At 71.6% G+C, this 7,220-nt stretch carries 6 protein-coding genes and 2 tRNA genes; 3 read left to right on the forward strand and 5 right to left on the reverse strand.

The window, feature by feature from the left end; genetic code table 11:
- Positions 1-75: 75 nt before the first annotated feature.
- The 3 genes from VLK66_RS06740 to VLK66_RS06750 form a co-directional block, all read right to left on the reverse strand.
- Positions 76-148: transfer RNA gene (locus VLK66_RS06740), tRNA-Gln, on the reverse strand.
- Between the two features lie 8 nt (positions 149-156).
- Positions 157-229 (reverse strand) — tRNA-Lys (locus VLK66_RS06745).
- Between the two features lie 105 nt (positions 230-334).
- The gene (locus VLK66_RS06750) at positions 335-1,489 is read right to left on the reverse strand and encodes a hypothetical protein (protein ID WP_325308617.1); all 1,155 of its coding nucleotides are present in this window, start codon (positions 1,487-1,489) and stop codon (positions 335-337) included.
- 149 nt (positions 1,490-1,638) lie between these two features.
- Between VLK66_RS06750 and VLK66_RS06755 the strand changes: the two genes are divergently transcribed.
- Together VLK66_RS06755 and VLK66_RS06760 are read left to right on the forward strand one after the other, a co-directional pair.
- Positions 1,639-2,004, forward strand: coding sequence for a hypothetical protein (locus VLK66_RS06755; protein ID WP_325308618.1), 366 nt, complete (start codon positions 1,639-1,641; stop codon positions 2,002-2,004).
- A 4-nt stretch (positions 2,005-2,008) separates the two neighbouring features.
- On the forward strand, positions 2,009-2,338 hold the full coding sequence (locus VLK66_RS06760) for a GlpM family protein (RefSeq protein WP_325308619.1): 330 nt from the start codon (positions 2,009-2,011) through the stop codon (positions 2,336-2,338).
- 296 nt (positions 2,339-2,634) lie between these two features.
- Here the strand turns inward: VLK66_RS06760 and VLK66_RS06765 are convergent, their stop codons facing one another.
- Together VLK66_RS06765 and VLK66_RS06770 are read right to left on the reverse strand one after the other, a co-directional pair.
- Entirely contained in the window at positions 2,635-3,984 is a 1,350-nt protein-coding gene (locus tag VLK66_RS06765) for a TldD/PmbA family protein (protein WP_325308620.1), read from the reverse strand.
- A 1-nt stretch (position 3,985) separates the two neighbouring features.
- Positions 3,986-5,605 (reverse strand): TldD/PmbA family protein, encoded by a 1,620-nt coding sequence (locus tag VLK66_RS06770; RefSeq protein ID WP_325308621.1) that lies wholly within the window; start codon positions 5,603-5,605, stop codon positions 3,986-3,988.
- Between the two features lie 86 nt (positions 5,606-5,691).
- Between VLK66_RS06770 and VLK66_RS06775 the strand changes: the two genes are divergently transcribed.
- Entirely contained in the window at positions 5,692-7,047 is a 1,356-nt protein-coding gene (locus VLK66_RS06775; protein WP_325308622.1) for a protoporphyrinogen/coproporphyrinogen oxidase, read from the forward strand.
- Positions 7,048-7,220: the final 173 nt, after the last annotated feature.

The following is a 7,220-nucleotide window of genomic DNA, read 5'->3' on the forward strand; positions in this document are numbered from 1 at the left end:
TCGCCCGGCCGCAACGCCTACAGGGGCGGAAACGAACGAGGCCCGGCACGACCGAAGTGCGTGCCGGGCCTGCTATTGCCCCTCCTGGGATCGAACCAGGACTCTCCTGATCCAGAGTCAGGCGTGTTGCCAGTTACACCAAGGGGCAGCGACCAGTGCACCGGGAAGGAATCGAACCTTCAACCTTGGGATTAAGAGTCCCCTGCTCTGCCAATTGAGCTACCGGTGCGTAGCGAGCCTTGTAAGATAGCGGGATTCGGGGATTTTTCAACCCCCGGAATCCCCCTCTCCCCACTTCAAGGCCTTGCACCGGGCCCGGTTACGCGCGGCGGCGTCACCGCGCGGCACCGCCCGCAGCGCGGCGGATGCGCTCCGCCCGCGTGCGCCCCAGCGGCGAGGACTCGAACCAGCGCTGGAACCCGGCCGACGTCGCGATGATGGAGATCCCGCCCGACCGCTCGCCGATGCGCAGCGTGAGCGCGGAGCCATCGGCGGCGGTCCACACCATCTCGGCGAACGCGGTGCCCTCCTTCACCGCCTGGCACAGGTCGCCGCCGCGCGGGTTCACCATCCCCCCGCGTGGCGTGACGCCCGGCATCCGCGCGGCGATGCGGGCGCGCAGGCGCTCCCACACCTCGGCGCAGGGCGCGTCCGCTCCGGCCAGCCCGGTGGAGCTGACCCCGCGCACCAGCCCCTTCGCGGGGTCGATGGTGAACGCGAGCCCGTGGCCGTCGTCGTCCGTGTACAGCAGGTCGCCCGTGCCGGCGGGCAGGTCGCGCTCGTCCGTCATCAGCGGCCGCCCCAGCGCGCGCTCGATCTCCGCCCGCGGCGTGCCCCAGGCGAAGCGGAGCTCGGCCGCGCGCGGATCGAACAGCCGGCTGTCGAACCCCTCGATCGCCGATGCGGTCCCCGCGGCGGACGGATCGGCCGCGGCGGACGGCGCGGCATCACGCCCGGCGGCGCGCCAGCGCTGGAACGAGGCCGTTCCCATCGTCCAGATGACCTGGCCCTCCTCGCTGATGCGGATCGCGGAGGCCGCGCCGTTCACGGGGTCGCGCCACGCCACGACGGCCTGCGCCGTGCCGCTGCGCACGTTGTCGCACAGCTTGCCGCCGCCCGGGTTGCTCTTCCCGCCGATCGGGGTGATCCCCGCGAACCGCCGCACGAGGCCGGCCACGTAGCGGTCGAACAGGGCCTCGCAGGCAGCGGGCGTGGAGAAGGGGAGCGACGTGCCCTCGAGGTACACGAACCCGTCGCGGTCGTCCACGCCGGCGACCCACGACATCCCCTCCCACGGCTTGAAGGTGAGGAACGACACGCCGCGCTCGCGCCGCTCCGCGGCCGGGGTCTCGCGCCAGTAGGTGGTCACGCTGTCGCGGCTGGCGCCCCAGTCCAGGTCGTCGAAGCCGGTGATGACGGCAGTCTGCGCGCGCAGGGACGACGCCGACAGCGCGAGCAGCGCCGCCGCGAGGAGGACAGAGGTTCTCAAGATCGGCACGAGTCTGGAGATGATGGAAAATGGGGGACGCAAAGCTCGCCAAACCGGGCCCGACGGACAACCCCCGCGCGAGCTCTCGCATTTACTTTCGCACTCTCGCACTCTCGCACTCTCGCACTTTTTCACGGAGACCGAATGCCATGCCGACGCTGATCGAGGCACCATCCATCATCGAGGCGGCGGGGACGAAGCCCAAGCGGATCGAGGAGTACGCCGGACGCGTGAACAGCGGCCACTCGGCGGTGAGCGTCGCGCGGATGAAGTCGCCCGAGGGGTGGGTGGAGCCGGGGCAGCGGCCGGAGTTCGAGGAGATCACCGTGGTGCTCGCGGGGATGCTGCGGGTGGAGCACGAGGGCGGCGCGCTGGACGTCCGCGCCGGGCAGGCGGTGGTGACGCGCGCGGGCGAGTGGATCCGCTACAGCACGCCCGAAGCCGGCGGCGCGGAGTACGTGGCCGTGTGCCTCCCCGCCTTCTCGCCCGACACCGTGCACCGCGACCCCGAGTAGCCCGATGGACATCTTCTGGAAGGCGCTGGCCGGCGGGGTGATGACGGCGGTGATCGCGTGGTCGGCCAGGCGCGGGACGGTGCTTCCCGGCATCCTCCCGCTCTTCCCCAGCCTGGGGCTGATCTCGCTCTGGCTCGTCGGCGTGCGCGGCGACCCGGCGGGGCTGCGCGAAGCCTGCGTCGCGGGCGCGAAGACCATCCCCGCGTACCTCGCGTATCTCGCCGTCTGCTGGGCGCTCGCGCCGCGCGTGGACTTCCGGCTGGCGCTGGCGGGCGGGCTCGCGGTGTGGCTCCTGGTCGCGCTCGCCATCTTCCTCGTGCCGCGCATCGGCTGAGGCGGCATCGCGACGTCATCTGCGCTCGCGAACGGAAACGGCATCGCGGCTGCGCCGCTGGGGCCCTCTCCCCCCGGCCCCCTTCCCCAAAAACTGCCTGGGGGAGGGGGAGAACTCACCGCTGCCGAAGTATCCCTCGCGGTTTATCTTGTGCTGTTACCTCTCCCAGGCAGTTTGGGAGAGGTCGAAAAAGTGAGCAGGGGAAGACAGCCGTACCGTCTTCCCCTGCTCATTTTTTCGGGTGAGGGCCCCGGCGGCGCCGGCCCTCCCTCAGAACTTCTCCATCGCGCCGGCGATCACACCGCGTCCGACAGCGAGGTGAAGGTGAAGTCGTGCGCCTTCACGGCGGGTACGACGACGGGGCCGTCGGCGTCGCCGCTCTCGTTGGCCGAGACGCGCACCGGGGCGCTCATCGCCTCCACGTTGTTCAGCATGAAGATGGGCGACTCGTTCCAGCGCAGGTTCTTGGCGGCGCTGGTGATCTGGCCGTTCTCGATCAGGAAGGTTCCGTCGCGCGTGAGGCCCGTGTACAGGATCGTGCGCGGGTCCACGGCGCGGATGTACCAGAAGCGCGTGACCAGCAGCCCGCGCTCGGTGGAGCGGATCATCTCCTCGATCGTGCTGTTCCCGCCGGCCATCTCGAAGCCGTCGGCGAACCCCGTGGGCTCGCGGTTCTGGCGCTGCGCCCAGAAGCGGCTGTACTGCAGGTTGCGCAGCACGCCGTTCTCCACCCACACCATCCGGCGGTTGGGCAGCCCCTGGTTGCTGAACGCCGAGACCGGCGCGATGCCGCTGGCCGGGTCGGAGACCAGGGTCACGCGCTGGTCCAGGAACTTCTCGCCGATCTTGTTGCCGCCGCCCGCCTTGGAGAAGAACGAGCGCCCCTCGTCGGCCTGTCGCGCGTCCATCGACCCGGCCATCAGCTGCACGATGTTGGCGACCGCGGTGGGCTCCAGAATCACCGTCCACTTCCCCGGCTCCACCGCCCTGGGGTTGCGCGAGAGCTGCGCCTTGCGGATGGCGCGGTCGGCCATCTCCGCGGGGTTCATCCGCGTCCAGTCGTTCGCCGCGCCGCCCGCCCAGCCGGAGCCGGTGCCGTCGGGCGTGCGCACCGTGGTGGTCAGGTTGGAGACGGTCGACGTGTCGTAGGCGAAGAGCCCCTTCTTCGTGGCCACCGCCGTGGAGCCGGTGACGATGTCCAGGAAGCCGGTGGAGATCAGCCCCTGCGCCTCGGCCGGGCGGGTGATGGCGTTCACCGCCGCGGCGCGCTGCTCGGGGGTGAGGTTGGCCGTGCTCTCGAAGTAGCCGCTGGTGCGCGGGTACTGCTGCGCGCCCAGCTCGCCCAGGTACTCGGGGTCCTCGGGCACCAGCCGCGCCAGCCGCTCGGCGGTCTGGACGACGCTGCGCAGCGACTCCTCGTCGAAGCGGTTCGTGGTCGCCGACGCCGTCTTCTTCCCGAAGGCGGTGGTGACGGTGAGCGTGGCGTCGTACGCGTCGCCCGCGGTGGACACCTGGTTGCGGGCGAAGCGGGTGTTGCCGTGCGTGGCGCTCTGCAGGTTCACCCGCGCGTCGTCGGCGGTGGTGAAGGCGAGGGTGCGCCGGGCGATGGCCTCGGCCTCGTCGCGCGAGATGTATTTGGCGGGCATGTCAGGCCTTGCGTCCGGTGTTGATGACGTTGACGCGGCGGAAGCGGGCCGCGGGCGAGCCGTGGTTGACGGCGTTCACCTGGCTGGGCTGCCCCTTGCCGTCGAAGAACGAGCCGCCGATGAAGTAGGTGCCGCGGCCGCCGATGGCATCCATCGAGTTCCAGAACTCGGGGGTGCGCATCTGGTAGGCCACGTCCTTCAGCGGGCCGGTGATCTTCCCGTCCTTGATCTCCTTGAACACCTGCCCGCCGAACTGCGCGTTGTAGCGCTGCTGGTCGATCGAGAAGCTCCCGTCGCCGTCGATCAGGATCCCGTCCTTCACGCCGGCGATCAGCTCCTCCACGCTGGTGTCCTTCGCCGGGTCGGGAAGGAGGTTCACGTTGGGCATGCGCTGGAACTGCACGTCGGCCCAGCTCTGGGCGTACGAGTTGCCGTGGCTGCGCACCGGGCGCCCCTGCTGGCGGTACCAGTCGGCCAGCCACGGCGCCTGCTCGCGCGTGGTCTGCAGGTCGTTCACCACGCCGTTCTTCACGATCAGGAACTCGTCGGGCTTCACCCCCTCGTCGTCCCATCCGGTGGCCGACAGGGTGCCCGGGGTGCTGCGCTCGCCCTGGATGTTCATGAACTCCGGGCCGTAGCGGAACTTGCCCAGGAAGTCGGCGGGCGGCGAGACGAACGAGGTGCCGGCGTAGTTCGCCTCGAACCCCATGATCCGGTCCAGCTCGGTGGGGTGGGCGATGGACTCGTGGATGGTGAGCCAGAGATGCGTGGGAAGGAGAACCAGGTCGTAGCGCCCCGGCTGCACGGCTTTCGCGGAGAGCTTGGCCACCGCCTCCTGCGCCCAGCGGCCGGCGTTCTCCACCAGGCGGGCGTCGCGGACGTGCTCGTACCCCATCCCGCGCGGGGCGATGTCGGTGCTCTCGCGCCCCTGGAAGTCCGAGAAGTCGGGCGCCACGGCGGTCACGTTCATGCTGGGGTAGGCGCGGAAGTACGTCTGCTCCAGGTAGCTGCCCTCGGTGCTGGCGAAGCTCTTCTCCTGCTTCAGGAAGAACATGGACGACCGCACGAACCGCGCGCCCTGCACCTTCAGCGCCTCGGCGTTGGCGCGCAGCAGCAGGTCCACCTTCTCCTCGATGGGCACGTTGAACGGGTCGATCTGCACCGGCGCGCTCCACTTCCCGTCGGGGAAGCGCTCGGTGGGCGCCAGCTCGATCGGCCGCTTCATCGCCGCGCCGTTGGCGCGCGCCTGGGCCACCGCCTGGCGGGCCACGCGGACCACCTCCTCGGCGTTCACGTCGCGGCTGGCGGCGAAGCCCCACGCGCCGCTGGCCAGCACGCGCACGCCGAAGCCGTAGGTGTCGCTGTCGTTGAAGAAGGTGATCTGGCGCTCGCGCGTGCCCAGCGACTGCTGGCGGTTGCGCGAGATGCGCACGTCGGCGTACGTGGCCCCGGCAGCCCGCGCGGCGTCGATGGCGCGCATGGCCAGCTCGCGGGTGGCCGGGTCGGCCAGCCACGCCTCGCGCACCGGCTGGGCGCCCAGCACGCGCGGCAGCAGCGCCGACCCCGCGGCCAGGCCCGCCGCGGCGGCGCCGCCCTGCAGAAGGAAGTCTCTGCGTTTCATGGATCTCCGGAGGGGGATGGGGTGATGGGGAAGAAGCTAGATCGGGCGTTCGTCCGCTGCAACCGTCCGTTCCCGGGGCGCGGGCGATGAGCGGCGCGTCGGCGGCGGCGGGGATGCGCGTGGCCGTGGTCGGCGGCGGGCCCGCGGGGCTGGCGGCGGCGTTCCGGCTGGCGCGCGGCGGCGCCCGCGTGACCGTGCTCGAGGCGGCGCCGGCGTGGGGCGGGCGCACGCGCACCGACGAGGTCGACGGGTGCCGCGTCGACACGGCCACGCAGCTGTTCGGCTCGGTGTACACCCGCTTCCTGCGCCTGTTGCGCGAGGCGGGCGCGGGCGCGCTGTGCGAGCGCACCAGCGGGCGCGACGCGCTCTGGCGGCGGGGCGCGGCGCACGAGGTGGTGTACGGCTCGCCCACGTCCATGCTCGCCTCGGGGGCGATCCCGTTCGGCCTCAAGTTCAGGCTCGGCACGCACTATCTCCCGTATCTCCACCGGCATGGGGACGCGCTGCGGATGGACGCGCTGGAGCAGGCGGCGGCCGCCGGGCTGGACCGCGAGTCGATCGCCGCGTGGGGCGCGCGGGAGATGGGGCACGACTTCGTGGATCTTCTCGCCGATCCGATGCTCTGCACGCTCTACGGCACCCGTGCGGACGAGGCGAGCGCCGCCTTCTACCACGCGCTGGCGCGGCAGGGGACGTCGCTGGACGTGCTGGCGCTGCGCGGCGGTGCCCGCGGCTTTTGCGACGCGCTGGCGGCGTCCGTCCGCCAGTCGGGTGGCGAGGTGCGGGTCGGCGCCGCGGTCCGGGCGGTCTCGGCGGACGGCTCAGGGGTGGAGATTTCGGGGGATGGGGACCCGGAGCGCTTCGACGCCGCGGTCGTGGCCCTTCCCGCCCCCGCCGCGCGCGGGCTGGCCCACGCTTCGATGCCGCGCATGGGCGATTGGTTGGGGGCCGTCCCCGTGCGGCCGACGGCGACGATCGCCGTGGTGCTCGACCGGCCGGTGGGCGCGCGCTGGTTCGGGCTGTCGTTCGCGCGCGGAGAGTCGAAGGTCCTCGCGGCCGTGTGCTCGCAGGAGGCCAAGCTCCCCGGTCTGGTGGCGCCGGGGATGGGCGTCCTCGTCGCGCTCCCGCTCCCCGAGGCGGGCGCGGCGCTGTGGGGCGCCACTGCGGAGCAGGCGCTCGCCGCCATCCTCCCCGATCTGGCGAAGCCGTTCCCCGCCATCGAGCGGATGATCCGCACCGTCCGCGTCTACCGCTGGGAGCACGGGTGGACGGTGTTCGGCGCGGGCTACCTGCACCACCTCGCGCGCCTCCGCGCCGAGCGCCCGGACGCCGACCAGCCGCGCGTCGCCTTCGCCGGCGACTACCTCGTCGCGCCGAACGTCGAGGGTGCCGTCATCTCCGGCCTCCGCGCCGCCGACCGGCTGCTGGCCGCGGAGATGTAGATCGCCATCTGCAAACAACTTACGTCCCCCGGCGACGTCATCCTGAGTCGAACACCGCGCTGCGCGCGACCACGGAGGATGAAAGGACAGTGGTCGTGAGCGCTGATGCCACAGAATGAGCGGATCAGCCTCGCGCAGTTTGCGAGGCTTCCCGTAGTTGTTGCTGCGACTTC

Source organism: Longimicrobium sp. (assembly GCF_035474595.1).
Classification (GTDB): domain Bacteria; phylum Gemmatimonadota; class Gemmatimonadetes; order Longimicrobiales; family Longimicrobiaceae; genus Longimicrobium.